The following is a 24393-nucleotide window of genomic DNA, read 5'->3' as shown; positions in this document are numbered from 1 at the left end:
TGCTGCTCATATTTTGTGCAGGATAGCCTTTATCCATTCATGGAGAGCAGGTATCATGCCCACCCTTTTTTTGCGGTCCCCGTTCGACCTGAAACCAGTCTCCAGCAGGGAAGACCTATGTCGGCGGTACGTATCGGCCCCTACACTTTGCCCAACCGATTGATCCTGGCGCCCATGGCCGGCGTCACCGATCGACCGTTTCGTGCGCTGTGCCGCCGGCTCGGCGCCGGCATGACGGTCTCGGAAATGCTCACCAGCGACGTTCGCCTGTGGAACAGCCGCAAGTCCCGCCTGCGCCTGCCACACGGCGACGAGCCGGAGCCGCGCTCGGTGCAGATCGCCGGCGGCGACCCGCAGATGCTCGCCGAGGCGGCTCGGCGCAACGTCGAGCTGGGCGCGCAGATCATCGACATCAACATGGGCTGCCCGGCGAAGAAGGTCTGCAACAAGGCCGCCGGCTCGGCGCTGATGAAGGACGAAGCCCTGGTCGCCGAAATCCTCCAGGCGGTGGTGGCCGCCGTCGAGGTGCCGGTGACCCTGAAGATCCGCACCGGCTGGGACCAGGCCAATCGCAACGGCGTCAACGTCGCCCGGCTCGCCGAGCAGGCCGGTATCGCCGCCCTCGCCGTGCACGGACGGACCCGCGCCGACCAGTACCGGGGCGAGGCCGAATACGAAACCATCGCCGCCATCAAGCGGGCAGTGTCCATTCCCGTGTTCGCCAATGGCGACATCGACTCGCCGGAGAAGGCCCGTCGGGTGCTCGAGGCCACCGGTGCCGACGGCCTGCTGATCGGCCGCGCGGCCCAGGGGCGACCATGGATCTTCCGCGAGATCGAACACTACCTGCGAACCGGCGAGCACCTGCCGGCCGTGACGGCAGCCGAGGTGGAGCCCATCCTGCTCGAGCACCTGGCTGCGCTGCACCGTTTCTACGGGGAGGAGCAGGGCGTGCGCATCGCCCGCAAGCACGTCGGCTGGTACCTGGCGACCCTGCCCGGCGCGCAGGAGTTTCGAGCCCAGTTCAACCGCTTGGATACCACGGACGCGCAGAGCGCCCACGTTCGACGATTCTTTGCCGAACGTCATGAAGATGGAGAAGGGGTGGCCGCATGACGACGATGACCGAGACCTTAGAGAGTGGAACGACACCCGTGAGCGACAACGCCAATCTGAAACAGCACCTGAACACGCCGAGCGAGGCGGGCCAGACGCTGCGCGACAGCGTGGAGAAGGCGCTGCGCAACTACTTCGCCCATCTCGAGGGTGCTGCCGTCACGGATGTCTACAACCTGGTGCTCTCCGAAGTGGAGGCCCCCCTGCTGGAAACCGTGATGCAGTACGTCAAGGGCAACCAGACCAAGGCCTCCGAACTGCTCGGCCTGAATCGCGGCACCCTGCGCAAGAAGCTCAAGCAGTACGACCTGCTGTAACCCTATCTGTCTGAAACGGGAGCGGCCCGGCTGCTCCCGTTTCCATTCAATCCTGCCCTGATGGAACCCGAGATGACCGACCAGACTACCCGCCTTCCCGTCCGCCGCGCGCTGATCAGCGTGTCCGACAAGACCGGCGTCGTCGACTTCGCCCGCGAGCTCGCCGCCCTCGGCGTCGAGATCCTCTCCACCGGCGGCACCTTCAAGCTGCTGCGCGACAACGGCGTCAACGCCGTGGAAGTGGCCGACTACACCGGCTTCCCGGAAATGATGGACGGTCGGGTGAAGACCCTGCATCCGAAGATCCACGGCGGCATCCTCGGCCGCCGCGATCTCGACGGTGCGGTCATGGCCGAGCACGGCATCCAGCCGATCGATCTGGTCGCGGTCAACCTCTACCCCTTCGCCGCCACCGTGGCCAAACCCGGCTGCACCCTGCCCGAGGCCATCGAGAACATCGACATCGGCGGGCCGACCATGGTCCGCTCGGCGGCGAAGAACCACAAGGACGTCGCCATCGTGGTCAACGCCTCCGACTACACCGGCGTGGTCGAGGGCCTGAAGAACGGCGGCCTCACCTACGCCCAGCGCTTCGACCTGGCCCTCAAGGCCTTCGAACACACCGCCGCCTACGACGGCATGATCGCCAACTACCTGGGCACCATCGACCAGCAGGCAGAGACCCTGTCCACCGCAGGCCGCGCCGAGTTCCCGCGCACCTTCAACAGCCAGTTCATCAAGGCCCAGGACATGCGCTACGGCGAGAATCCGCACCAGCAGGCGGCATTCTACGTCGAGGCCAACCCGGCTGAGGCTTCCGTCGCCACCGCACGCCAGCTGCAGGGCAAGGAGCTGTCCTACAACAACGTGGCCGACACCGATGCCGCGCTGGAATGCGTGAAGAGCTTCGTCAAACCGGCCTGCGTGATCGTCAAGCACGCCAACCCCTGCGGCGTCGCCGTGGTGCCGGAGGACGAGGGCGGCATCCGCAAGGCCTACGACCTGGCCTACGCCACCGACAGCGAATCCGCCTTCGGCGGCATCATCGCCTTCAACCGCGAACTGGACGGCGACACGGCCAGGGCCATCGTCGAGCGCCAGTTCGTCGAGGTGATCATCGCCCCCAGCGTCAGCGCCGAAGCGCGTGAGGCGGTGGCCGCCAAGGCCAACGTGCGCCTGCTCGAGTGCGGCCAGTGGCCAGCCGAGCGGAGTGCCGGCCTGGACTTCAAGCGCGTCAACGGCGGCCTGCTGGTGCAGAGCCGCGACATCGGCATGATCACCGAGGCCGACCTCAAGGTCGTCACTCAGCGCGCGCCCACCGAGCGGGAGCTCCACGACCTGATCTTCGCCTGGAAGGTGACCAAGTTCGTCAAGTCCAACGCCATCGTCTACGCCAGGAACCGCCAGACCGTCGGCGTCGGCGCCGGCCAGATGAGCCGCGTCAACTCCGCGCGCATCGCCGCGATCAAGGCCGAGCACGCCGGCCTGCCGGTGCCGGGCGCGGTGATGGCCTCGGACGCCTTCTTCCCCTTCCGCGACGGCATCGACAACGCGGCCCAGGCCGGCATCACCGCGGTGATCCAGCCGGGCGGCTCGATGCGCGACGCCGAAGTGATCGCCGCGGCCGACGAAGCGGGCATCGCCATGGTGTTCACCGGCATGCGCCACTTCAGGCATTGATTCCGGCCGCACTGTAGCCGGCATCTGCGGCGTTGCCCCGGATTCCGCCAATGCTCATTGCCATCAGGCAACTGCGCTTGTCGAAACCCGGGGCGCCTTGCATCTACTACCGGCTCCATTGCGACCTCGTGCCGAGGCGCCTTTTTTCGTAGGGTGGACAGCCGCAGCTGTCCACCAATCGGGCCACAGGCCCGACTCCCCAAGGAGAACGCAATGAACGTACTGATCATCGGCAGCGGCGGCCGCGAGCACGCCCTGGCCTGGAAAGTGGCGCAGGATGCGCGCGTCGAGAAGGTCTTCGTCGCTCCGGGCAATGCCGGTACCGCCCGGGAAGCCAAGTGCGAGAACGTGGCCATCGACGTGCTGGCCCTCGAGCAACTGGCCGACTTCGCCGAAAAGAATGTGCAGCTGACCATCGTCGGTCCCGAGGCCCCGCTGGTAAAGGGCGTGGTCGACCTGTTCCGCTCGCGCAATCTCGCCATCTTCGGCCCGACCGCCGGCGCCGCCCAGCTGGAAGGCTCCAAGGCCTTCACCAAGGACTTCCTGGCCCGTCACGACATCCCCACCGCCGCCTACCGGAACTTCACCGAGGTCGAGCCCGCACTGGCCTATCTGCGCGAGAAGGGCGCCCCGATCGTGATCAAGGCCGACGGCCTGGCCGCCGGCAAGGGCGTGATCGTCGCCATGACCCTCGAGGAAGCCGAGGCCGCGGTGCGCGACATGCTCTCCGGCAACGCCTTCGGCGACGCCGGCGCGCGCGTGGTGATCGAGGAGTTCCTCGACGGCGAGGAGGCCTCCTTCATCGTCATGGTCGACGGCGAGCACGTGCTGCCGATGGCCACCAGCCAGGACCACAAGCGCGTCGGCGACGGCGACACCGGCCCCAACACCGGTGGCATGGGCGCCTACTCCCCGGCCCCGGTGGTCACCCCGGCGGTGCATCAGCGGGTGATGGACGAGATCATCTATCCGACCGTGCGCGGCATGGCCGCCGAGGGCAACGTCTACACCGGCTTCCTGTATGCCGGCCTGATGATCGACAAGTCGGGCACGCCCAAGGTCATCGAATTCAACTGCCGCTTCGGCGATCCGGAAACCCAGCCGGTGATGCTGCGTCTGCAGTCCTCGCTGGTGCTGCTGGTCGAGGCCGCGCAGGCCAGGGCGCTGGACAAGGTCGAGGCAACCTGGGATCCGCGTCCGACCGTGGGCGTGGTGCTGGCTGCCGGTGGCTACCCCGGCGACTATGCCAAGGGCGAGACGATCGAGGGCCTGGACGAGGCCGCCATGCTGGACGGCAAGGTGTTCCACGCCGGCACCGCGTTGCAGGACGGCCGGATCGTCACTGCCGGCGGCCGCGTGCTGTGCGCCACCGCCATCGGCGCGAGCGTGTCCGAAGCCCAGCAGCAGGCCTACCGTCTGGCGGAGAAGATTCGCTGGAACGGCTGCTTCTACCGCAAGGACATCGGCTACCGCGCCATCGCCCGGGAAGGCTGAAAGCCTGCGATAATCGTCGGGAAAACAGCAGATCGCTCGAAAAGGCTATCGGATGGTAGCCTTTTGCCCATTACCTTATCTTCAGGCCATTGGTTATAATTTAGCCACTCACTCAGGAAGGGACTTCGTCGTGCGCCGGCTTTGGAATGCCACAACGCTCATTGTCAGTCTGCTGCTGGTCGTACTCGCGGCCCTGCCGACCCTGGCAGGCAGCCTGCTGCACCCGGACGGACAGCCCGGCCCGCTCGGTTACGGTACGCCGAACGGCGACTGGCGCATTCTTCTCGACGAATCAGCCAGCCTGACGCTGAAGGATGTCATCGAGCGTCGCGACCACTTCGCCCCGCTCAACCACCACTCCCTCAGCCTGCCGGCCGATCAGGCCGCCTGGCTGCACCTCCCCATCGCCGGCCACGACACCCCGCGCTGGATCTGGGTGCTCGCCCCACGCGTGGATCGGGTCGACTTCTTCCTGACCAATCGGGGCGTGCCGGAGCGCAGGATCGAAACCGGAGCCACGCTCCCGGACGGCCTTTCCACGTCCGGGCAGGCCTACCTGTTCGCCCTGCCGACGGATCAGACAGCACGTGAGGTCTGGCTTCGGCTGGCACCGCGGCAAGCCGCGCCGGCCTGGTTCGACTACATCGATACGGCCGGGCTGCAGGACAAGGACAAGCTGGCCTACGCCCTGGGCGCCCTGCTCAGCGCCCTGGTCCTGGGGATGCTCTACAACCTGATCCGCTTCGGCTACAACAAGGCGCTCTGCAACCTCTGGCTGGCGGCCATGCAGGGCGCGCTCCTGATCAGCGCCATCGCGCACTTCGGCCTGCTCGGCTCCTGGCTGCCGCAACTCGGGCATTACCAGATCCCGGTGGCGGACATCGCCGCCCTGCTCAGCTTCCTCTTCCTCCTGCAGTTCACCAGCAGCTTCTTCGACCAGGTGGAGCGCCCGCGCCTGCTCGACTGGCTGCTGCGCGGCGAGATCGCCGTGCTGGCGCTGGCCGCCGTGCTCGACGGCCCCTCGCCCCACGACGGGCTGCGCAGCGGGCTGATCCTGGTCGCCAGCCTGACCGCAACCGGCTGCACGTTCTATCACTGGCTGCGCGGCTATCGCCCGGCGCGCCTGGTACTGGTCGGGATGCTGCTGTTCCACCTGGGTTTCAGCGCCTATCTGTCGATGCTGCTGGACTTCGGCCAGTTCGGCCCCTGCTGGCAGGTCTTCGCGCTCTTCGCCTTCAGTGCCGCCAGCGGCCTGGTGCTCGGCTTCGCCCTGGCCGAACGGCAACGCAAGATCGAGCAGGACCGCGCCGCCTGGCGCACCAGCGAGGCGGCAAGCAGCGCGGAGCTGCGTGCCAAGAGCGAGTTCCTGGCCAAGCTCAGCCATGAGATCCGCACCCCGATGAACGGCGTCCTGGGCATGACCGAACTGCTGCTCGGCACGCCGCTGACCGCCAAGCAGTACGACTATGTGCAGACGATCAACAGCTCGGGCAACGAGCTGCTCAGCCTGATCAACGACATCCTCGACATTTCTCGCCTGGAGTCCGGCCAGATCGAGCTGGACGACGTGCAGTTCGACCTCAACGGCCTGATCGAGGACTGCCTGGGCATCTTCCGCGCCAAGGCGGAAAGGCGCCGCGTCGAGCTGATCAGCTTCATCCAGCCGCAGGTGCCGCGGGTGATCAGCGGCGACCCGACGCGGCTGCGCCAGATCCTGCTGACCCTGATCGAGAACGCCTTCCGGCAGACCGACGAAGGCGAGATCCTGCTCAAGGTATCGCTGGACACCGACGGCCCCCAGCCGCGCCTGCTCATCGCCGTGCAGGACAGCGGAGAACCGATGCCGGAGCCCAGGCGCGAAGCGCTGCTGAACAGCCGCGTGCAGAGCAGCGACCTGCTCTCCGCCGCACAGATCGACGGCAGCCTCAACCTGATCATCGCCCGCCAGCTGGTCACCCTGATGCACGGCGTCTGCGGCATCGATGCCGGTCCGAGTCGCGGCACCACACTGTGGCTGTCGCTGCCCCTCGACCCGGCCCGCCTGGAGCATCCGGTCGTCGACCTGGACAGCCCGCTGCAGGATGCCCGCCTGCTGGTGGTGGATGACAACGACACCTGCCGCAAGGTCCTGCTGCAGCAGTGCAGCGCCTGGGGCATGAAGGTCAGTGCGGTGTCCTCCGGCAAGGAGGCCCTGGCCCTGCTGCGCACCAAGGCCCATCTGGGCGAATACTTCGACGCGGCGCTGCTCGACCAGAACATGCCCGGCATGAGCGGCCTGCAGCTGGCACAGCGGATCAAGGAAGACCCCGGCCTGAATCACGACATCCTGCTGATCATGCTGACCGGCCTCAGCGATGCACCGGGACGGATCTATGCGCGCAACGCCGGCATCACCTGCAACCTGGCCAAGCCGGTGGCCGGCTACACGCTGAAGACCACCCTCGCCGAGGAGCTCGGCAAGCGCCGCGAGGCCCGCCCGCCGGCCACCGGCCTGGAGGAGAACGCTCCCCTGGAAGTGCCGAGCGACTTCCGCATTCTGGTCGCCGAGGACAACAGCATCTCCACCAAGGTCATCCGCGGCATGCTGCGCAAGCTCAACCTGCAACCGGACACTGCCAGCAACGGCGAGGAAGCCCTGCAGGCGATGAAGGCCAAGCAGTACGACCTGGTGCTCATGGACTGCGAAATGCCGGTCCTCGACGGCTTCGCCGCCACCGAGCAGCTGCGTGCCTGGGAGGCCCGCGAGCTTCGCCCGCACACGCCGATCGTCGCTCTCACCGCGCATATCCTCAGCGAGCACCGCGAGCATGCCCTGCGAGTCGGCATGGACGGCCACCTGGCCAAGCCGGTGGAGCTTTCGCAACTGCGCGCCCTGATCGAACACTGGGTCGAGCACAAGGAAGAAGCGTACCGCCACGCGCTTCATCCCTGAGCGGCGCCCGCCGGCCGGGCGGCCTGCTAGAATGCGCGCCCCTTTTTCGCCCGAGCCCGCGCCATGACCACCGCCCTGCCCGCCCGCGCCTGCGGCATCGACTTCGGCACCTCCAACTCCACCGTCGGCTGGCAGCGTCCCGGCAGGGAGACGCTGATTCCTCTGGAGGACGGCCGGACCACCCTGCCCTCGGTACTGTTCTTCAACTTCGAAGAGCGCCGCCCGGTATTCGGGCGGCACGCCCTGCACGAATACCTGGAGGGCTACGAGGGGCGCCTGATGCGCTCGCTGAAGAGCCTGCTGGGCTCCAGGCTGCTGAAGAGCGAGACCACGGTGCTCGGCAGTGCGCTGCCGTTCAAGGAGATCCTCAAGCTGTTTCTCGGCGAACTGAAGCGGCGCGCCGAGGCGGAGGCCGGACGGCCCTTCGAGGAGGCGGTGCTCGGCCGCCCGGTGTTCTTCGTCGACGAGGACCCGCAGGCCGACCGGGAAGCCGCGGACACCCTGATCGAGGTGGCGAAGGGCCTCGGCCTGAAGGAGGTGTCCTTCCAGTACGAGCCCATCGCCGCGGCCTTCGACTACGAGTCGGTCATCGTGCAGGAGGAACTGGTGTTGATCGTCGACATCGGCGGCGGCACCTCGGACTTCTCCCTGGTGCGCCTGGCCCCCGAACGCCGTGCTCTGGCCGAACGGCAGGACGACATCCTCGCCACCGGCGGCGTGCACATCGGCGGCACCGACTTCGACAGGCAGCTCAACCTGCAGGGGGTGATGCCGCTGTTCGGCTACGGCAGCCGGATGAAGAGCGACGCGCCGATGCCGACCGGCGTTCACCTCAACCTGGCCACCTGGCACACCATCAATGCCGTCTACGCCCAGGCCTCGCAGCGGGCCCTGGCGAGCATGCGCTACGACATCCTCGATCCCACCGGCATCGACCGCCTGTTCCGCCTGATCGAACAGCGCGCCGGGCACTGGCTGGCGATGCAGGTGGAGGACGCCAAGATTGCCCTCGGCGACAGCGAACGGCACCGCATCGACCTGGCACGCATCGAGGCGGAACTGGCCGCCGACCTCGACCGGACACTCCTCGAGCGGGCCATCGAGCCGCTGCTGGAGCGCGTGCGCGCCAGCCTGGAGAATCTGCTGGCCGGTGCCGGAGTCGACCGGGAGCGGATCGACACGCTGTTTTTCACCGGCGGCTCCAGCGGCGTGCCGGCGCTGCGCCGGTGTGTCTCCGCGCTGCTGCCGAACGCCCGGCTGGTCGAGGGCGACCGCTTCGGCAGCATCGGCAGCGGCCTGGCCATCGAGGCACGCCGGCGCTACAGCTGAAAGGAGCCGGGCGGCGGAGCGGTCTCCAGGTTTCGCCCGGACCCGCCCCGTCGACTGCAGGCCTGCACGTCCGGTCGAGCCGGATACCGGCCGCAGGATTCTGGCCTATGGTTTTGGGGTCACCGATGCTTCGAACCAGGGTGCCCATCATGCACAACAACCGCCTCCTGCTGGTCCTCCTCCTTGCGCTGCTGCTCCTTGCCTCCTTGCTGTTCGGCGCCTCCCTGGGATTGGCGAGCCAGGGGTGGGACGCCTACGACACCGGGCAGAGATTGACCATCGAGGCCCCCCTGAAACAGGTGCTGTATCGCCGTCCCCAGACCGAGGTGCGGGTCGATTACCGGGGCGCGGAATGGAACGTGGTTCTGGGCTCCTCCTCGCGCCTGTTGTCGCGCGGCGTGATCAGGAACGATCTGCGCCCGGGAAGGCCGGTGATCCTGGTCGGTTACCCGCGCAAGGATGGCAGCGCCGAGATGCGTGCCGAGCGGCTCATCCTCGACGGACGCACGCTGGAGCTGCGCTAGCTAGAGCCCGGCCTCGGCCAGTCGCACCAGGTGTTCGAAGAACACGCCGAGCGGCCTGACCGCGCCCACTCGGCGTCCCCGGCAGCGGTTGATGACATCCAGGTGGTCGAAGGGATAGTCGGAGCGGATCACCATGCCCAGATGCGAGCTGAAACGTCCCGCCAGACCGTCGTTCTGCCCGGCCTCGCGGGCGAAGCAGCGGGCCAACTGGTGGCACAGGACATGCCCGGGGTCGAGGCCCGGCGCGGCATCGATGCGGGTCTGCAGGATGCCGCTCCAAGAATAGTAGCGCACCCCGTCGACCTCTCCGGCGCCCTCTCCGCCCCAGCGCCCGAGCAGCCCCTGTGGGTAGCGGGCATTGAAGCCGGCCATGCCTTCGCAGGTCAGCGCCAGCAGCGAGGCCGCTCCGTCGAGGGGCCGGCAGAGTCCCCGCTCGGCACACTCCAGCCGCTCCATCAATCGTGCCAGACCTTCGAAGCCGCGCACCAGCAGACGCTCGCGACGGCCGCTGGGCGGCAAGAGGTCGCGCAGCCGATCGGCCACCTCGGAGCCTTGATTGGGCGTGGCCACGGTGTCACCGAAGCCACCCAATCCGGACGCAGCGCTGCCGCATAGCGGGCGCTCAAGCCGCCCTGGCTGTGGCCGAGCAGATTGACCCGACGCGCGCCACTGGCGGTGCGGATCGCGACGATGCGCTCGAGCCACTGGGCGCGCCCAGCGCCTCGTTGTCGTGCACGCCGGAAAGCCGTACCGGATAGACCTCCGCGCCACGCTAGCACAATGCCATATCGATGCCGTTCCAGTAGGAATGGCCGGGCAGGCACACGAAGCCGAGCAGACCATGCACCAGCACGATGGGGTAGCGGGTCCTGCAGCCTGTCCCCATGGGCTTTCCTCCCAGTCACCGACCTGCCAGTCCATCAAGACTATCCCGATTACCGATTGCCGATCGTCCTTGGCGAGCAAGGAAACCTTTCGCCACGAGCCAGTCGAAACATCTGTAATCCATCGTCACAGGAGAGCCGTCATGCCCCAAGGTGACAAGTCCAGCTACACCGACAAGCAGAAGCGCAAGGCCGCACATATCGAGGAAAGCTACGAGGCCCGCGGCGTTCCCGAAGAGGAGGCGGAAGCCCGCGCCTGGGCCACCGTCAACAAGCAATCCGGCGGCGGCGAGAAGAGCGGCTCCGGGCGGCGCAAGAGCGAAACCGCCAAGCGCGCCGACCGCAAGGACTCGGCACGGCGCGCCGCGGCGAGCCGCCGCGGACAGTCGCCCAACCGCGGCTCCGCCAGTGCCCGCGAGCAGTCGGGCAGCACCTCGCTGAGCGCCATGACCCGCGCCGACCTGCTCGAGCGCGCCGCCGAACAGGGCATACGGGGCCGCTCGCGGATGCGCAAGGACGAGCTGATCGCCGCGCTCAGCTAACGGGCCCGACGCAGCAGCTCGCACAGCTGGCGGGTGGCCTCCAGCATCTGCAGGCTGGGCCGTTCGAGGCCGCGATCGGGTACGGCCCAGATTTGCCCACGCTGCACCGCCTCCAGCTGCGGCCAGGCCTGCCAGGCGTCGCGCTGCTCGGGCTGACTGACCAGGATCACCTCGGGATCGCGTGCCAGCACCGCCTCCAGGGAAAGCTGCGGGGCGGGCAGGTCGAGGTCGGCGAAGACGTTCACCGCGCCGCAGACCTGCAGGGCATCGCCGATGATCTGCGGTCCGCCGATGCTGTACAGTGGCCGGTCCCAGACCTGATAGAAGACCCGCAGCGGCACCTCGCGGCGATACTGGCGACGCAGCTCGTCGAGCTGCCCACGCAGTTGCGCGGCCAGCTCACGTCCCCGCTCGGCACGCCCGACCTGGGCGCCGAGTGCCTCGAGCTGCACGGCGATGTCCTCCAGGCGTCGGGGCTGCGCCTCGAACAGGGGAATGCCGAAACTGCGCAACTGTTCGCGCTGAGCCGCGCCGATGCTGTCCGGCCAGAGCAGGATCAGGTCCGGACGCAGGGCGAGCAGGGTTTCCATTTCCAGCCGTCCCCAGCGCCCCAGCGATGGCAGCCCGGCCACTGCCGCCGGCCGCTCGCCGCCGTCGAGCACACCGACCAGACGGTCGCCGGCATCCAGCTCCAGCATCAATTCGGTGAGCGACGGCGCCAGGCTGACCACCCGCTCGGCCGCCGCCAGAGGCAGGGCGAGACACAGCAGCAAGACAGGCCAGAGGCGCATCAGGCCAGCTGCCGGGGCAGGCGGTAGAGCAGCCACAGGGTCAGGCTGGCAGCGCACAGCAGCAGTACCGCGATGCCCTCCAGGCCGAACCACAACCCCAGTGCGCCGATCCAGGCCGGCAGCCCGGCCGCGAGCAGCGCGCGCCGCCGGCAGGCCGCCAGGCGCGTCCAGGCATCCGGCTCGGCGGCACTGCCGAGGGCGTTTCCGGTCGCGATCAGGGCATGCTTGTAGGTGCGGAACAGCGCCAGGCTGACGAACAGCGAGAGCAGGCCAAGGCCGAACAGGGGCAGGCCCAGCTGTACCGGCGGAGTGCCGAACGATCCGCGCGATACGCCGAGCAACAGTGCCGGCAGCAGGTACAACCCCGGCTGGAGCCACCAGCTCAGCGACAGGCGTACACGCCAGCGGCGGCGGGCATCGGGCGGCGCGGCGTGCTCCATCTCAGCTCTCGGCCGGAGTCTCCACCTCGCCCTGATGCAGGCTGCCGAGCAGATGGCCGAGCTTGCCGGCCTTGGTGGCCAGGTATTTCTGGTTGTGCGGATTGAGCCCGGTCTGCAGTGGCACCCGCTCGGTCACCTGGATGCCAGCCCCCTCCAGCGCCTTGACCTTGCGGGGGTTGTTGGTCATCAGCTTGATCGCGGCGATGCCCAGGTGCTCGAGCATCGGCTTGCAGATCCCGTAGTCGCGCTGGTCGGCGCGAAAGCCCAGGCGCTCGTTGGCCTCGACGGTATCGGCCCCGGCATCCTGCAGCTTGTAGGCGCGGATCTTGTTCAGCAGGCCGATGCCGCGTCCTTCCTGACGCAGGTAGAGCAGCACGCCGCGGCCCTCGGCGGCGATGGCGCGCAGCGCCGCTTCCAGCTGAAAGCCGCAGTCGCAGCGCAGGCTGAACAGCGCATCGCCGGTCAGGCACTCGGAATGCAGGCGGCCGAGCACAGGTGCGCCGTCGTCCACCCTGCCCAGGGTGAGAGCCACATGCTCCTTGCCGGTGGCTTCGTCGAGAAAGCCATGCATGGTGAAGACGCCGAACGGCGTGGGCAGCTTGGATGCGGCGACGAAGACGACGGACACCGGAAGACTCCTGAAAGATGCGGCAAGCGGTCATTGTAACAGCCACGCCGCCCGGCGGCGCAGCCGGAATTGCCGATGACCGACCGGAAGCGCCGTCGCTACAGCTTCGACTCCAGCATCAGCATCCCCTGCTCTTCCCGCCAGCGCACGCGGTTCAGGAAACTCATGCCGAGCAGGGCGGTGCCCGGCGAGTCGCCCTGCAGGACCACCGACTCGACGCCGAGCACTTCCAGGGCACCGACCTTGACCCGCTCCAGCTTGACCTGCCAGCCCTGGGCGATGCCGTTGGCGGTGCTCACCCGTACTGGCCGCCCGCCTCTGCGATAGTCGATGCCCAGGCGCCGGGCCTGGCTCTCGCTGAGCGCCACCGTGGTCGCCCCGGTGTCCACCAGGAACTGCACCGGCTGCCCGCCGATGGAGCCGGCGACCCAGTAGTGGCCGCCCTCGCCACGGGCGATGCCGAGGGAGGCCCTGCCCGGCGGCGCGAAACCCTCACCCGCGCCATAGTCACGGGTCAGCTCGTAGCGGCGTGCCACGCCATCCACCTGCAACAGTGCGCCGCGGCTGTCGGCTTCCAGCAGCCGTACGCCGCCGGGCCCCTCCTGGCCGATCCTGAGAATCTGGCGACGGCCTTCCAGGTTGATCACCGCGGCACCGGGAAACAGCCCCACCACCCGGACCTCGGCTGCAGCCGCCAGGCCGGCGGCCAGGGCCAAAGCCAGCGGCAGCACGGCGGTGAACCAGCGAAAACTCAGCATCCCTGCCTCCGGAAAGCTTCAATCGAATGGATAAGGCTGTTGCCAGCGGGCGAAGATCGGCCGCAGTTCGCCGGAGCGCACCAGCTCGGCCATGCGCCGGTCGTACAGCGTGGCCAGTTCGCGCCCGCGCGGCGTATCGGCGAAGCCAGGGTACAGGGGCAGCAGGGTCAGGTCGGTGATGCGGTAGGCGTCGGGCGTCTCTGCCCAGGTGAGCACGCCCTCGAGTTCGGCCCGGGCGGCGATCAGGTAATCGGCATGGCCGAGCCGGAGCATCGCCAGTGCGCCGTTGTAACGCTGGATCTCCTGGTAGCGGCGCAGCTGCGGCAGGTACTTGTCGAAGGCATAGCCGCGCATCCAGGCCAGGCGGAACTTGCCCAGATCCTGCAGGCGTGGTGCCGGCGCCTCGGCCAGGCCAAGCGCGCCGATCACCTCGGCAGCATAGTGCCACCTGGGAAACAGCGCCCCCGTGGTTTCCTCTGGATAGGCGCCGACCCAGGCGTCGGCGTCGCCGCGGGCGACCAGGCCGACCGCCCTGGTATAGGGCACGGTACTGGTGCGCACCCGCAATCCGGCCGGTTCGAAGACCAGGCGCAAAACTTCCCAGACCAGGCCGCTGGCATCGGCGCCGGTATGCCCCTTGCGCTCGACGCCGACCAGCAGGATTTCCTCGCTCTGCCCTACCCCGGCCAACGACGCCTCCTCCGCCCGTGCAGAGGTGACGCTCAGCAGGCAGCAGCACAACACCAGCTTCAGCCAGGCCAGCCTCATAACCAGGCCAGCCCCCAGACGAGCAGTTGCATCGCCAACCAGGCGAAAACCCCGGCCAGCACGTCGTCCAGCATGATGCCGACGCCGCCGTGCACGTGGCGGTCGATCCAGTGGATCGGCCAGGGCTTGAGGATGTCCATCACCCGGAACATCGCAAAGCCCAGCAGCAGCCACTGCCAGCCTTCCGGCACCAGCCAGAGGGTGATCCACATGCCGACCATCTCGTCCCAGACGATACCCTCGTGATCATGCACCCTGAGGTCCGCGGCGACCTTGCCGCACAGCCAGAAGCCGAACAGCATGGTCAGCCCGAGCAGCAGCCAGTAGCCCCAGTCCGGCAGCGTCTGCCAGAGCGGCACGAATGGCAGCGCGACCAGCGAGCCCCAGGTACCGGGGGCCTTCGGCAGTGTCCCGGAGCCGAAGCCGAAGGCCAGGAAGTGCCAGGGATTGCGCCACACCGACGGCGGCACGCGCACGGATTCAGTCACGCGGACTCCCAAAATGTTGATAACCTCCGGCCGGCGGCTCGACCTCGCGGCCGGTGTCGTCCAGCAGGCGTACGCCCGAGCCGGCCTCGACCCGGCCGATCACCTGCAGCGGCCAGTCGGCCTGCAGGGCGGCGAGGAAACGCGGCGGCAGGGCGAAGGCCAGCACGTAGTCGTCGCCGCCGCCGAGGGCGCAGGCCAGCGCCACCGCCTCGCCGAGCAGGCTGCGCAATGGCATCGACAGCGGCACGCGGCGGCGCTCGATGCACATTGCCACGCCGGACGCCGCGGCAATGTGCCCGCAGTCGGCGAGCAGGCCATCGGAGATGTCCAGCGCCGCGCTCGCCCGACCGCGCAGCGCCAGCCCCAGGGATAGCTGCGGCCGCGGCGACCAGTAGCGCGCGAGCAGGGGACTGGCGATCTCGACGGGAGCCTGGCGCCGGTCGAGCACCAATTCCAGCGCGCCGGCGGCATCGCCGAGCGGACCGCCGACGCAGAGCAGGTCGCCGGGCCGCGCACCGTCCCGGCGCAGTGCCAGGCCGGCCGGCACCCGGCCGAACACCGTCAGGGTGATGCACAGGGAGCCGCGGGTGGTGTCGCCGCCGATCAGCGCCAGACCGCATTCGCGCGCCTTGTAGTCCAGACCGCGGGCGAAGGAAGCCAGCCACCCCAGATCGGCCGCCGGCAGGGTCAGGGCGAGGGTGAAGCCGAGGGGCGTGGCGCCCATCGCCGCCAGATCGCTGGCAGCTGCGGCCAGCGCACGCTGGCCGAGCAGGAAGGGATCGCAGGGATCGGGGAAATGCACCCCGGCGACCATGGTATCGGTGGAGATCGCCAACTGTTCGCCGGCGGGAACCTCCAGCAGGGCGCAGTCGTCGCCGATGCCGAGGGCCACGCCGGGCGTCGCCTGCGCACAGGCGGCGGCGGCGAAGTAGCGGCGGATCAGCTCGAACTCGCCCATCGGCGCCCGCTCAGCGCTTGCCGCCGCGGACTTCGGCCGCGCGCAGGCGCGGTGCCAACTTGTCCAGCACGCCGTTGACGAACTTGTGCCCGTCGGTGGCGCCGAACACCTTGGCCAACTCGATGCCTTCGTTGATCACCACCCGGTAGGGTACGTCGAGACGGTTGCTCAGCTCGTAGGTGGAGAGCCGCAGGATGGCCAGCTCCACCGGGTCGACCTCCGCCAGCGGACGATCGAGCAGCGGCGCGAAGGCCTCGTCGATCTCGGTCTTCTGACGCGGCACGCCGTGCAGGATCTCGTGGAAGTAGGCACCGTCGACCGTGCTGAAATCGTTGTCGACGCGAAACTGCGCCTCGATCTCGTTGAGCGGCTGCCCCGCCACGTGCCACTGGTAGAGCGCCTGCATGGCCAGGACGCGCGCCTGTCGGCGCGCGGCTATCTTGCCCTTGGCCGGCTTGGCGCCCTGCCCGCTCTGGCCGTCGTCGCGATTCGCGCTCACTTGGCCTCCAGGGCCGCCATCAGGCTGACCATTTCCAGGGCGGACAGGGCCGCTTCGGCGCCCTTGTTGCCGGCCTTGGTGCCGGAGCGCTCGATGGCCTGCTCGATGGAGTCGACGGTAAGGACGCCGAAGGCGACCGGCACGCCGAACTGCAGGGACACCTGGGCCAGGCCCTTGGTGCACTCGCCGGCGACGTACTCGAAATGCGGGGTACCTCCGCGGATCACCGCGCCGAGGGCGATGATGGCGTCGAACTCGCCGCGCTGGGCGACCTTCTGCGCCACCAGCGGGATCTCGAAGGCGCCGGGCACGCGAATGATGGTCAGCTCGCTCTGGTCGACGCCATGGCGCACCAGGGTATCGATGGCGCCCTGCACCAGGCTTTCCACGACGAAGCTGTTGAAGCGGCCGACCACCAGGGCATAGCGGCCCTTGGCGGCGGTAAAGGTACCTTCGATGGTCTTCAGGGTCATGGCGAATCTCGTCTCGTTAAAGAACCGGAGCGCCACAGGCGGCTCCGCAATCAGTCGGTCCCGACCGTCCAGACGGAACCGCCCGCCCCCTGCCGGCAAGGGCATGGGAAAGGCGGGCGGCTCCGGTGGGGATCATTCGGCGGGCAGGTATTCTACAACCTCCAGGTCGAACCCGGATATCGCGTTGAACTTCATCGGCGCGCTCATCAGGCGCATCTTGCGCACGCCGAGGTCGCGCAGGATCTGCGAGCCGGCGCCGACGGTGCTGTAGGTGCTCGGCGACTTGGGCGTCCCCTCGCGCAGCAGGGTCAGCACCTCGTTGGCGTCCAGCGGATGGCCGAGCAGCAGCACCACGCCGCTGCCGGCCCGGGCCACCTCGGCCATCGCCGCGCGCAGGCTCCAACGCCCCGGCTGGCGGACCATCAGCAGGTCGCGCAGCGGGTCCATGTTGTGCACCCGCACCAGGGCAGGCTCGTCGGCGCGGATCTCGCCCATGATCAGCGCCATGTGCACGTCGCCCTCCACCGCGTCGCGGTAGGTCACCAGGTGGAAGCGGCCCAGCTCGCTGTCCAGCTCCTGCTCGGCGATGCGCTCGATGGTGCGCTCATGGATCAGCCGGTAGTGGATCAGGTCGGCGATGGTGCCGATCTTGATGCCGTGCTGCTCGGCGAAGATTTCCAGTTCGGGACGGCGCGCCATGCTGCCGTCGTCGTTCATGATCTCGCAGATCACCCCGGAAGGCTCGAAGCCGGCCATCCGCGCCAGGTCGCAGGCCGCCTCGGTGTGGCCGGCGCGGGCCAGCACGCCGCCCGGCTGGGCCATCAGCGGGAAGATGTGTCCGGGGCTGACGATGTCGTCGGCCCTGGCGCCCTTCGCCGCGGCGACCTGCACGGTGCGTGCCCGGTCGGCGGCGGAAATGCCGGTGGTGACGCCTTCGGCCGCCTCGATGGAGACGGTGAACTTGGTGCCGAAGCCGGAGCCGTTGCGCGGCGCCATCAGCGGCAGCTTGAGGGTCTCGCAGCGCTCGCGGGTCATCGGCATGCAGATCAGCCCGCGGGCGTGCTTGGCCATGAAGTTGATATGCTCGGCCTGCACGCATTCGGCGGCCATGATCAGATCACCCTCGTTCTCGCGATCCTCGTCATCCATGAGGATGACCATCTTGCCCTGGCGGATGTCTTCGATCAGTTCGTCAATGCTGTTGAGAGCCATCAGGCCACTCCTCGATTACTTCAGGTAGCCGTGCTCGGCCAGAAAGCTTGCGGTGAGGCCGGAGGCGCTGGGCTCGGCGGCCTTGTCGCCGAGCATCAGGCGCTCCAGGTAGCGTGCCAGGAGGTCCACCTCCAGATTCACCTGCCGGCCCGGCTGGTAGTCGGCCATGATGGTTTCGCCCAGGGTATGGGGCACGATGGTCAGCTCGAATTCGGCGCCGTTGACCGCGTTGACCGTCAGGCTGGTACCGTCGACGGTGATCGAGCCCTTGAGGGCGATGTAGCGGGCCAGCTCGCGCGGTGCACGGATGCGGAACTGCACGGCGCGGGCATTGTCTTCGCGGGAGATGACCTCGCCGACCCCGTCGACGTGCCCGCTGACCAGATGGCCGCCGAGGCGGCTGGTCGGGGTCAGGGCCTTCTCCAGGTTGACCCGGCTGCCGGCCTTGAGATCGATGAAGGCGGTGCGTGCCAGGGTCTCGCGGCTGACGTCGGCCCAGAAGCCGTCGCCGGGCAGCTCCACCGCGGTCAGGCAGATGCCGTTCACGGCGATGCTGTCGCCGAGCTTGACGTCAGACAGGTCCAGCTTGCCGGTGTGGACGTAGACGCGCACGTCGCCGCCCTTGGGGGTGAGTGCGCGGACGGTGCCGATGGCCTCGATTATGCCGGTGAACATGCTGTCCCCCTGGCGCAACGCTGCGAAAAATGGTGCATGGAACGATCTCCTGTTTCGAAAAAACAGGGCATGCAGATCGAAAGGGATCGCGCGCGCGAACTGCGCGTGGCGGAACATCCCGCTCTCTCTCATCCGGACTCTGACCGTCGGCTCCGGAATCGCACCGGATCTGCTGACCTTGCGCGGGATGCCCCGTGGCAAGCGCTCGCGGGCTGGACGCCAGGCGTCATCACCGCCGGTGGGGAATTCCACCCCGCCCTGAGAACGTCGGGCCGTGCGGCCCGGAGGCGCTTTTTACCACAAGGCGCGCGCCGCAGGCCACCGGCGTCTGGCTCCGCTGGTGTGGCGAGGGACAGGCTAGGCAGCGGGCACGGCGACGATCTGCCAGTCGTCACCCACCGCGCGGATGTCGCGGATCTTCAGCTCGCGCGCCTCGGCCATGCGCGCCAAGGGCAGCTCCAGCAACGGCCGGGCAGTTGAGCCGAGGAACTTGGGCGCGACGAAGATCCGGTACTCGTCGACCAGCCCCAGCCGGGCGAAGGCCCCGGCCAGGCGCGGCCCCGCCTCCACCAGCACCTCGTTGGCGCCGCGTGCGGCCAGCTCGGCCAGCAGCGCCGGCAGATCGGCCCGACCGGCCTTGTCCGGCACGGCCAGCAGCTCGTGGCCGGCCTCGCGGTAGGCAGCCTCGCGCCCGGCGGTGCAGCTCGCCACCAGGGCCGGCCCGGCCTGGAAGAAGGGCGCCTCCAGCGGTACCCGCAGGCGGCCGTCGACCAGCACGCGCAGCGGCGGGCGCTGCAACGCCAGGGCGACCTGCTCGGGCGCCAGCCCCAGCTCCTCGCCGCGCACGGTGAGCCGGGCCAGGTCGGCGAGCACCGTGTCCGCGCCGGTCAGCACCACGCTGGAGCGGGCGCGCAGACGCTGCACCGCGCCGCGCGCCGGCGCCCCGGTGATCCACTGGCTCTCGCCGCTGGCCATCGCCGTGCGGCCGTCCAGACTCATCGCCAGCTTGACCCGCACCAGCGGCAGGCCATGCTCCATGCGCTTGACGAAGCCGGCGTTGAGCGCGCGAGCCTCGGCCTCCAGCACGCCGACCTCGACCTCGATGCCGGCCTGACGCAGACGCGCCAGACCGCGCCCGGACACCTGCGGATTGGGGTCCTGCATGGCCGCCACCACCCGGCCGACGCCGGCGGCGACCAGCGCCTCGGCACAGGGCGGCGTGCGCCCATGATGGCTGCAGGGCTCCAGGGTGACGTAGGCGGTGGCGCCACGCGCCCGCTCGCCGGCCTCGCGCAGGGCGTGGACCTCGGCGTGCGGCTCGCCGGCGCACACATGCCAGCCCTCACCGACCAGCACGCCGTCGGCGACGATCACGCAGCCGACCCGCGGATTGGGATGGGTGGAATACAACCCCCGACGCGCCAGTTCCAGGGCGCGGGCCATGTAGAGATGGTGGTTCATGGCTTGGACGGCTCGCGGGACAGGCGTTCGATTTCCTCGCGGAACTCGTTGAGGTCCTGGAAGCGCCGGTAGACGGAAGCGAAGCGGATGTAGGCGACCTCGTCGAGCTTGCGCAGTTCGGCCATCACCAGCTCGCCGAGCACCCGCGACTTGACCTCCCGCTCGCCGGTGGCGCGCAGCTCGTGCTTGATCCGGCCGATCGCCGCCTCCAACCGCTCGATGCTCACCGGTCGTTTCTCCAGCGCCCGCTGCATGCCGGCGCGCAGCTTGTCCTCGTCGAACGGCTGGCGGCTGCCGTCCTGCTTGATGACCCGGGGCATGACCAGCTCGGCGGTCTCGAAGGTGGTGAAGCGTTCGCCGCAGGCCTGGCACTCGCGACGGCGGCGCACCTGATCGCCCTCGGCGACCAGCCGCGAATCGATGACCTTGGTGTCGTGGGCACTGCAGAAAGGACAATGCATGGGCGCGGGGCTATTACAAAAAGAAGGTCATGGTAGCGCATCCCGCCCCCAAGACAAGCTGCAGGCTTTGCGCTATACAGACGCCCAGCTGCAACCCCGCCAAGGAGCCCCCATGTCGCCGCGCCTTTTTGCCCTCCTCGGCCTGAGCCTCCTGCTCGCCGCCTGCTCCAGCCAGCCCGAGGACGACACCCCACAAGCCTCCTCGCCCCCGTCGGAGCTCACTGCCACCGCCCCTTCCCAACCGCTGCAGGCCGGCCAGCGCGAACTGCGCGGCAACCTGCTCGGCGCCCCGGCGAACAGCGAGGTGGAGCTGGCGCTGCTGCTGGTCGACGCGCGCGGCCGGCCGCGCGGGGAACTCGGCACCACCCGCCTGCTCGGCAACGGCCAGGCGCTGCCGTTCAGCCTGCGCTTCGTGCCGCAGCCCTTCGCTCCCGATCTGCGGGTCGAACTGCGCGGCCGGGCCAGCCAGTCCGGTCGGCTGATCCTGCGCCTGCCGCCACGCACCCTTTCCGGCCTGGACAGCCAGACGCTCGGCACCCTGCAGCTGGTGCCCGCACCGTGAGCGCACCGCCCGCCCTGCAGGCGGCGCTCGCCGGGCTGCTCGGCGACGCCCGGTTGGTCGCGCAGCAGCTGCCGGGCAGCGACCTGCGCCTCTGGCTGATCGATCCGGCGAACATGGATCGCGCCTTCAGCCCGGAGGAAACCCGGCGCATCCTCGAGGAGCCGCCCTACTGGAGCTTCTGCTGGGCCAGTGGCCTGGCGCTCGCCCGCTGGCTGGCCGAGCGCCCGGAGTGGGTGCATGGCCGGCGCGTCCTCGACTTCGGCGCCGGCAGCGGCGTCGCCGCCATCGCCGCAGCCCGGCTGGGCGCCGCCGAGGTGGTGGCCTGCGATCTCGACCCGCTGGCGCTCGCGGCCTGCCGGGCGAACGCCGAGCTGAACGGCATCGAATTGGGCTATTCGGCGGACTTCTTCGGCGAGGCCGACCGCTTCGACCTGATCCTGGTCGCCGACGTGCTCTACGACCGCGCCAACCTGCCGCTGCTCGACCAGTTCCTCGGCCGCGGCCGCGAAGCCCTGGTGGCGGACTCGCGGGTGCGCGACTTCGCCCATCCGCGCTATCGGCGCCTGGCCACCCTCGAGGCCTGCACCTGGCCGGACCTGGCCGAGCCGGCGGAGTTTCGCCAGGCCAGCCTGTACCACGCCCGGCGCGCTGCCTGAGGGCACCTTATCCGCGCCTGTCTTGCTTCCCCCGCTGCGCGCCCCCACTTACCATGCAGGATTCCATTCCAGCCCACTGCCGAGAGTTCCGATGAGCGAAATCCCTTACATCTTCGACGTCACCGACGCCAGCTTCGACCAGCTGGTCCTCGAAAACTCCTTCCACAAGCCGGTGCTGGTGGATTTCTGGGCCGAATGGTGTGCCCCCTGCAAGGCGCTGATGCCGCTTCTGGCGAAGATCGCCGAGAGCTACCAGGGCGAACTGCTGCTGGCCAAGGTCAACAGCGACGTCGAGCAGCAGACCGTGATGCGCATGGGCATCCGCAGCCTGCCGACCGTGGTGCTGTTCAAGAACGGCCAGCCGGTGGACGGCTTCGCCGGCGCCCAGCCGGAGTCGGCCATCCGCGCCATGCTCGACCCCCATGTGCAGATGCCCGCCGCCCCCGAGGCCGACCCGCTGGAGGTTGCCCTGGAGCTGTTCGCCGCCGGCCAGATCGGCGAGAGCGAGAACCTGCTCGAGGCACTGCTGAGCGAGGACAACGAGAACGGCGCCGCACTGATCCTCTATGCCCGCTGCCTGGCCGAACGCGGCGAGCTGAGCGAGGCCGAGGCGGTGCTGGGGGCCGTGAAGGGCGACGAACACAAGCAGGCCCTGGCCGGCGCCCGCGCCCAGCTGACCTTCCTGCGCCAGGCCGCCGACCTGCCGGAAGTGGCCGCCCTGAAAAGCCGTCTGGCCCAGAACCCCAATGACGACGAAGCGGCCTACCAACTGGCGATCCAGCAACTGGCACGGCAACAGTACGAGGCGGCGCTGGACGGCCTGCTGCGGCTGTTCGTGCGCAACCGCAGCTATGCCGACGGCCTGCCGCACAAGACCCTGCTGCAGGTGTTCGACCTGCTGGGCAGCGACCACCCGCTGGTCGCCACCTACCGCCGCAAGCTGTATCAGGCCCTCTACTGAGAGGCGTTCTTCACTCCACCCAGTGATAGATCGGCGCATCCGGAGCGTTCTCGATGCGCACCTGCGCGCAGTGGCGCAGACGCACCAGCAGACGCTTGCCGGCCTCGGCGCTTCCGGCCAGCGCCTGCAACTGGTTGAGCAGCGCGGGACCTTCCATCTGCCCGGTGCTGCGCAGCAACTGCTGGGCGGTCTGCCAGAGCCGGTCGGCCGGCTCCGCCGCCGGAGCGGCAGGTGCGCCGGCATTGCCGGTGGCCAGCCGGGCGCCGAGGCGCGCCCAGTCCTCGTCGTCCAGTTCCAGAGTCAAGTCCACCGGCCAGTCGCCGATTTGTCCGCGTATTCTCAGCATGGGCACAACTCCTCGCGATGAAGGGCACCATGCTCCCACGCTGCCTGCGCTCCGCCAAGCGCGGCTGGCGAGCCCCGGGCAAACTCGTTATAAAGTAACAAAACCCGGCCCGGAGACTCTTATGCCCCGCCTGCTGCTCGCCCTGCCCCTCGCCCTGCTGACCACCTTCGCCCAGGCGGAGGATGCCCACCATCACTCACCTGGCCGCCACCACGAGCCAGGACAGGAGGCAGCCCTCGCCGCCCACGAGCACGGCAGCGCCCTGCTCAACCTGGCGCTGGACGGCGATGTCCTGGAAATCGAGTTTGCCAGTCCGGCCATGAACCTGCTCGGCTTCGAGCACGCAGCGCGTGGCGACGAGGATCGGACCAGGGTCGAGGCGACCCGCGCCCGCCTAGAACAGCCGCTCGACCTGTTCGGCGTGCCTGCCGCGGCCGGCTGCCAGGTCCGCGAGCACAGCCTGCACGGCGCCCATTTCGAGGCAACCGGAACCGCCCGCCAGGAGCACAGCGAAATCGAGGCCCGCTACCGCCTGCAGTGCAGTACGCCAGACGCGCTGCAGGGCTTGAATCTCGCGGCGCTGTTCGGCACATTTCCGGCCACGCAGAAGATCCAGGTGCAGTTGATCGGCCCCCGCGGCCAGCAGGGCCTGGAACTCAGCCCCGAGCGCAGCGGCCTGACGTTCTGAGGTCAAGGCCGGGCGCCCCATCGATCGTTCCGGCCGACATCATGAGCACACCCCTGATCGAACTGTCCGACCTCGGCTTCGCCTGGCCGGGCCAGCCCGAGCTGCTGGACATCCCCGAATTCCACCTGCGACGCGGCGAGACCCTGTTTCTCAAGGGTCCCTCCGGCAGCGGCAAGACCACCCTGCTCGGCCTGCTCGGCGGCGTGCAGAGGCCGGCCCGCGGCCACATCCGCCTGCTCGGCACCGACCTCGGCGCGCTCTCCGCCACGGCCCGCGACCGCTTCCGGGTCGATCACACCGGCTACATCTTCCAGCAGTTCAACCTGCTGCCGTTCCTCTCTGTGCGCGCCAACGTCGAGCTGCCCTGCCATTTCTCCAGGCTGCGCGCCGAGCACGCCCGTCAGCGCCACGGCAGCGTCGATCGCGCGGCCGCCCGCCTGCTGGAACACCTGGGTCTCAACGCAGCGCTGCTGGAGCGGCGCGCCGCGGAACTGTCGATCGGCCAGCAGCAGCGGGTCGCCGCAGCCCGTGCGCTGATCGGCCAGCCGGAGCTGGTGATCGCCGACGAGCCCACCTCGGCGCTGGACGCCGATGCCCGCCAGGCCTTCCTCGACCTGCTCTTCGCCGAGTGCCGCGAGGCTTCGGCCAGCCTGCTGTTCGTCAGCCACGACCAGAGTCTGGCCGGGCTGTTCGGACGCAGCCTGTCGCTGCTCGACCTGAACCGCGCCGCCCGGCCCCAGGAGATCTGAC

At 68.9% G+C, this 24393-nt stretch carries 27 protein-coding genes, 1 pseudogene and 1 riboswitch; of the genes and pseudogenes, 13 read left to right on the top strand and 15 right to left on the bottom strand.

Annotated features, from left to right (window positions below):
- Positions 1-117: 117 nt before the first annotated feature.
- The 7 genes from dusB (at position 118) to GCU53_RS16195 (ending at position 9392) form a co-directional block, all read left to right on the top strand.
- Complete coding sequence (gene dusB / locus GCU53_RS16225) at positions 118-1116, top strand: tRNA dihydrouridine synthase DusB (RefSeq protein ID WP_152388515.1); 999 nt, start codon at positions 118-120, stop codon at positions 1114-1116.
- Positions 1113-1433: a DNA-binding transcriptional regulator Fis gene (fis, locus tag GCU53_RS16220; RefSeq protein WP_152388514.1), complete on the top strand. Its 321-nt coding sequence runs from the start codon at positions 1113-1115 to the stop codon at positions 1431-1433. Before dusB ends, fis begins: the two co-directional genes overlap by 4 nt.
- A gap of 72 nt (positions 1434-1505) precedes the next feature.
- Positions 1506-3113, top strand: coding sequence for a bifunctional phosphoribosylaminoimidazolecarboxamide formyltransferase/IMP cyclohydrolase (purH, locus tag GCU53_RS16215; protein ID WP_152388513.1), 1608 nt, complete (start codon positions 1506-1508; stop codon positions 3111-3113).
- A 213-nt stretch (positions 3114-3326) separates the two neighbouring features.
- Positions 3327-4607: a phosphoribosylamine--glycine ligase gene (gene purD / locus GCU53_RS16210; protein ID WP_152388512.1), complete on the top strand. Its 1281-nt coding sequence runs from the start codon at positions 3327-3329 to the stop codon at positions 4605-4607.
- Between the two features lie 130 nt (positions 4608-4737).
- Positions 4738-7539, top strand: a complete 2802-nt coding sequence (locus GCU53_RS16205) for a hybrid sensor histidine kinase/response regulator (protein ID WP_152388511.1) — start codon at positions 4738-4740, stop codon at positions 7537-7539.
- Between the two features lie 63 nt (positions 7540-7602).
- Complete coding sequence (locus GCU53_RS16200) at positions 7603-8868, top strand: Hsp70 family protein (protein ID WP_152388510.1); 1266 nt, start codon at positions 7603-7605, stop codon at positions 8866-8868.
- Positions 8869-8993: 125 nt separating this feature from the next.
- On the top strand, positions 8994-9392 hold the full coding sequence (locus GCU53_RS16195) for a DUF6152 family protein (protein ID WP_244306805.1): 399 nt from the start codon (positions 8994-8996) through the stop codon (positions 9390-9392).
- On the opposite strand, the pseudogene GCU53_RS16190 reads toward GCU53_RS16195, so the two are convergent.
- Positions 9393-10278, bottom strand: a pseudogene (locus GCU53_RS16190) (esterase/lipase family protein).
- A 141-nt stretch (positions 10279-10419) separates the two neighbouring features.
- Between GCU53_RS16190 and GCU53_RS16185 the strand changes: the two are divergent.
- Complete coding sequence (locus tag GCU53_RS16185; protein WP_152388509.1) at positions 10420-10818, top strand: Rho termination factor N-terminal domain-containing protein; 399 nt, start codon at positions 10420-10422, stop codon at positions 10816-10818.
- On the opposite strand, the gene GCU53_RS16180 is transcribed toward GCU53_RS16185, so the two are convergent.
- The 13 genes from GCU53_RS16180 to nrdR all read right to left on the bottom strand — a co-directional run bounded on the left by GCU53_RS16180 (position 10815) and on the right by nrdR (position 20430).
- Positions 10815-11609 carry a cobalamin-binding protein gene (locus GCU53_RS16180; protein ID WP_152388508.1) on the bottom strand — a complete coding sequence of 265 codons (795 nt, stop codon included), beginning with the start codon at positions 11607-11609 and terminating at the stop codon, positions 10815-10817. The two genes, GCU53_RS16185 and GCU53_RS16180, sit on opposite strands and share 4 nt — an antisense overlap.
- Positions 11609-12049: an MFS transporter gene (locus GCU53_RS16175; protein WP_152388507.1), complete on the bottom strand. Its 441-nt coding sequence runs from the start codon at positions 12047-12049 to the stop codon at positions 11609-11611. Before GCU53_RS16175 ends, GCU53_RS16180 begins: the two co-directional genes overlap by 1 nt.
- 1 nt (position 12050) lies before the next feature.
- Entirely contained in the window at positions 12051-12677 is a 627-nt protein-coding gene (gene ribA / locus GCU53_RS16170; RefSeq protein ID WP_152388506.1) for a GTP cyclohydrolase II, read from the bottom strand.
- A 98-nt stretch (positions 12678-12775) separates the two neighbouring features.
- Positions 12776-13435, bottom strand: a complete 660-nt coding sequence (locus GCU53_RS16165; protein WP_152388505.1) for a retropepsin-like aspartic protease family protein — start codon at positions 13433-13435, stop codon at positions 12776-12778.
- 18 nt (positions 13436-13453) lie between these two features.
- Entirely contained in the window at positions 13454-14203 is a 750-nt protein-coding gene (locus GCU53_RS16160; RefSeq protein WP_152388504.1) for a substrate-binding periplasmic protein, read from the bottom strand.
- Complete coding sequence (locus tag GCU53_RS16155; RefSeq protein WP_152389928.1) at positions 14200-14679, bottom strand: phosphatidylglycerophosphatase A family protein; 480 nt, start codon at positions 14677-14679, stop codon at positions 14200-14202. The genes GCU53_RS16160 and GCU53_RS16155 overlap by 4 nt, the downstream gene beginning before the upstream one ends.
- Positions 14680-14683: 4 nt before the next feature.
- Positions 14684-15649 (bottom strand): thiamine-phosphate kinase, encoded by a 966-nt coding sequence (gene thiL, locus GCU53_RS16150; RefSeq protein WP_152388503.1) that lies wholly within the window; start codon positions 15647-15649, stop codon positions 14684-14686.
- A 10-nt stretch (positions 15650-15659) separates the two neighbouring features.
- On the bottom strand, positions 15660-16148 hold the full coding sequence (gene nusB / locus GCU53_RS16145; protein ID WP_152388502.1) for a transcription antitermination factor NusB: 489 nt from the start codon (positions 16146-16148) through the stop codon (positions 15660-15662).
- Complete coding sequence (gene ribH, locus GCU53_RS16140; protein WP_152388501.1) at positions 16145-16621, bottom strand: 6,7-dimethyl-8-ribityllumazine synthase; 477 nt, start codon at positions 16619-16621, stop codon at positions 16145-16147. The genes nusB and ribH overlap by 4 nt, the downstream gene beginning before the upstream one ends.
- A 132-nt stretch (positions 16622-16753) precedes the next feature.
- Positions 16754-17833, bottom strand: a complete 1080-nt coding sequence (ribBA, locus tag GCU53_RS16135) for a bifunctional 3,4-dihydroxy-2-butanone-4-phosphate synthase/GTP cyclohydrolase II (protein WP_152388500.1) — start codon at positions 17831-17833, stop codon at positions 16754-16756.
- 15 nt (positions 17834-17848) lie between these two features.
- Complete coding sequence (locus GCU53_RS16130) at positions 17849-18508, bottom strand: riboflavin synthase (RefSeq protein WP_152388499.1); 660 nt, start codon at positions 18506-18508, stop codon at positions 17849-17851.
- A gap of 116 nt (positions 18509-18624) precedes the next feature.
- Positions 18625-18778: riboswitch (FMN riboswitch) on the bottom strand.
- An 87-nt stretch (positions 18779-18865) separates the two neighbouring features.
- Entirely contained in the window at positions 18866-19969 is a 1104-nt protein-coding gene (gene ribD / locus GCU53_RS16125; protein WP_244306803.1) for a bifunctional diaminohydroxyphosphoribosylaminopyrimidine deaminase/5-amino-6-(5-phosphoribosylamino)uracil reductase RibD, read from the bottom strand.
- Positions 19966-20430 (bottom strand): transcriptional regulator NrdR, encoded by a 465-nt coding sequence (gene nrdR / locus GCU53_RS16120; RefSeq protein WP_152388498.1) that lies wholly within the window; start codon positions 20428-20430, stop codon positions 19966-19968. Before nrdR ends, ribD begins: the two co-directional genes overlap by 4 nt.
- A gap of 112 nt (positions 20431-20542) precedes the next feature.
- On the opposite strand from nrdR, the gene GCU53_RS16115 reads away from it, so the two are divergent.
- The 3 genes from GCU53_RS16115 to trxA all read left to right on the top strand — a co-directional run bounded on the left by GCU53_RS16115 (position 20543) and on the right by trxA (position 22609).
- On the top strand, positions 20543-20992 hold the full coding sequence (locus tag GCU53_RS16115) for a hypothetical protein (RefSeq protein ID WP_152388497.1): 450 nt from the start codon (positions 20543-20545) through the stop codon (positions 20990-20992).
- On the top strand, positions 20989-21648 hold the full coding sequence (locus GCU53_RS16110; protein WP_152388496.1) for a class I SAM-dependent methyltransferase: 660 nt from the start codon (positions 20989-20991) through the stop codon (positions 21646-21648). Before GCU53_RS16115 ends, GCU53_RS16110 begins: the two co-directional genes overlap by 4 nt.
- A 91-nt stretch (positions 21649-21739) precedes the next feature.
- Positions 21740-22609, top strand: a complete 870-nt coding sequence (trxA, locus tag GCU53_RS16105) for a thioredoxin (protein ID WP_152388495.1) — start codon at positions 21740-21742, stop codon at positions 22607-22609.
- 10 nt (positions 22610-22619) lie between these two features.
- On the opposite strand, the gene GCU53_RS16100 is transcribed toward trxA, so the two are convergent.
- Complete coding sequence (locus GCU53_RS16100) at positions 22620-22955, bottom strand: hypothetical protein (protein WP_152388494.1); 336 nt, start codon at positions 22953-22955, stop codon at positions 22620-22622.
- A gap of 121 nt (positions 22956-23076) precedes the next feature.
- Between GCU53_RS16100 and GCU53_RS16095 the strand changes: the two genes are divergently transcribed.
- A complete protein-coding gene (locus GCU53_RS16095) occupies positions 23077-23643 on the top strand; it encodes a DUF2796 domain-containing protein (protein WP_152388493.1) in 567 nt (188 codons plus the stop codon).
- A 41-nt stretch (positions 23644-23684) separates the two neighbouring features.
- Positions 23685-24392, top strand: coding sequence for an ABC transporter ATP-binding protein (locus tag GCU53_RS16090; RefSeq protein ID WP_208845277.1), 708 nt, complete (start codon positions 23685-23687; stop codon positions 24390-24392).
- The last annotated feature ends 1 nt before the right edge of the window (position 24393 follow it).

The organism is Azotobacter salinestris (assembly GCF_009363155.1).
Classification (GTDB): domain Bacteria; phylum Pseudomonadota; class Gammaproteobacteria; order Pseudomonadales; family Pseudomonadaceae; genus Azotobacter; species Azotobacter salinestris.
Note: the sequence above shows the minus strand (reverse complement) of the source record. Positions and strands in the feature narration are given on the sequence as shown.

Excerpts from the sequence above, each read along its gene's own strand:
- purD (WP_152388512.1), top strand. The coding sequence starts at position 3,327 with ATGAACGTACTGATCATCGGCAGCGGCGGCCGCGAGCACGCCCTGGCC.
- purH (WP_152388513.1), top strand. The coding sequence starts at position 1,506 with ATGACCGACCAGACTACCCGCCTTCCCGTCCGCCGCGCGCTGATCAGC.
- nrdR (WP_152388498.1), bottom strand. The coding sequence starts at position 20,430 with ATGCATTGTCCTTTCTGCAGTGCCCACGACACCAAGGTCATCGATTCG.
- ribH (WP_152388501.1), bottom strand. The coding sequence starts at position 16,621 with ATGACCCTGAAGACCATCGAAGGTACCTTTACCGCCGCCAAGGGCCGC.
- GCU53_RS16180 (WP_152388508.1), bottom strand. The coding sequence starts at position 11,609 with ATGCGCCTCTGGCCTGTCTTGCTGCTGTGTCTCGCCCTGCCTCTGGCG.
- GCU53_RS16115 (WP_152388497.1), top strand. The coding sequence starts at position 20,543 with ATGTCGCCGCGCCTTTTTGCCCTCCTCGGCCTGAGCCTCCTGCTCGCC.
- GCU53_RS16200 (WP_152388510.1), top strand. The coding sequence starts at position 7,603 with ATGACCACCGCCCTGCCCGCCCGCGCCTGCGGCATCGACTTCGGCACC.
- GCU53_RS16100 (WP_152388494.1), bottom strand. The coding sequence starts at position 22,955 with ATGCTGAGAATACGCGGACAAATCGGCGACTGGCCGGTGGACTTGACT.
- dusB (WP_152388515.1), top strand. The coding sequence starts at position 118 with ATGTCGGCGGTACGTATCGGCCCCTACACTTTGCCCAACCGATTGATC.
- trxA (WP_152388495.1), top strand. The coding sequence starts at position 21,740 with ATGAGCGAAATCCCTTACATCTTCGACGTCACCGACGCCAGCTTCGAC.
- GCU53_RS16095 (WP_152388493.1), top strand. The coding sequence starts at position 23,077 with ATGCCCCGCCTGCTGCTCGCCCTGCCCCTCGCCCTGCTGACCACCTTC.
- GCU53_RS16175 (WP_152388507.1), bottom strand. The coding sequence starts at position 12,049 with ATGGAGCACGCCGCGCCGCCCGATGCCCGCCGCCGCTGGCGTGTACGC.
- GCU53_RS16160 (WP_152388504.1), bottom strand. The coding sequence starts at position 14,203 with ATGAGGCTGGCCTGGCTGAAGCTGGTGTTGTGCTGCTGCCTGCTGAGC.
- GCU53_RS16195 (WP_244306805.1), top strand. The coding sequence starts at position 8,994 with ATGCTTCGAACCAGGGTGCCCATCATGCACAACAACCGCCTCCTGCTG.
- GCU53_RS16165 (WP_152388505.1), bottom strand. The coding sequence starts at position 13,435 with ATGCTGAGTTTTCGCTGGTTCACCGCCGTGCTGCCGCTGGCTTTGGCC.
- fis (WP_152388514.1), top strand. The coding sequence starts at position 1,113 with ATGACGACGATGACCGAGACCTTAGAGAGTGGAACGACACCCGTGAGC.
- ribBA (WP_152388500.1), bottom strand. The coding sequence starts at position 17,833 with ATGGCTCTCAACAGCATTGACGAACTGATCGAAGACATCCGCCAGGGC.
- ribD (WP_244306803.1), bottom strand. The coding sequence starts at position 19,969 with ATGAACCACCATCTCTACATGGCCCGCGCCCTGGAACTGGCGCGTCGG.
- GCU53_RS16185 (WP_152388509.1), top strand. The coding sequence starts at position 10,420 with ATGCCCCAAGGTGACAAGTCCAGCTACACCGACAAGCAGAAGCGCAAG.
- thiL (WP_152388503.1), bottom strand. The coding sequence starts at position 15,649 with ATGGGCGAGTTCGAGCTGATCCGCCGCTACTTCGCCGCCGCCGCCTGT.
- GCU53_RS16130 (WP_152388499.1), bottom strand. The coding sequence starts at position 18,508 with ATGTTCACCGGCATAATCGAGGCCATCGGCACCGTCCGCGCACTCACC.
- GCU53_RS16090 (WP_208845277.1), top strand. The coding sequence starts at position 23,685 with ATGAGCACACCCCTGATCGAACTGTCCGACCTCGGCTTCGCCTGGCCG.